General features: G+C 64.4%; 1 pseudogene. It reads right to left on the minus strand.

Annotation, left to right across the window (positions count from 1 at the left end):
* Positions 1-194, minus strand: a pseudogene (cinR, locus tag FQ668_RS27940) (two-component system response regulator CinR); the annotation flags it as partial.
* Positions 195-247 lie beyond the last annotated feature (53 nt).

The following is a 247-nucleotide window of genomic DNA, read 5'->3' on the forward strand; positions in this document are numbered from 1 at the left end:
GCCTGGAGGATCTGCCAGCCGTCACGGCCGGGCAGCATCACGTCGAGAATCAGCAGGTCGTGGTCACCGGTCAGGGCGAGGAACTGGCCGGTCTCGCCGTCGGTGGCCAGTTCGGTGGCGAAGCCGGCCTCGTTCAGGCCCTGGCTCAGGTACTGGCCGGTCCGGGCCTGGTCTTCGACGATCAGCAGTTTCATTGGGTGAATTGACTCCAGCAAACGGCACAAAACCCTGTGGGAGCGGGTTTACC

This window comes from Pseudomonas sp. Kh14, from assembly GCF_900291005.1.
Taxonomy (GTDB): domain Bacteria; phylum Pseudomonadota; class Gammaproteobacteria; order Pseudomonadales; family Pseudomonadaceae; genus Aquipseudomonas; species Aquipseudomonas alloputida.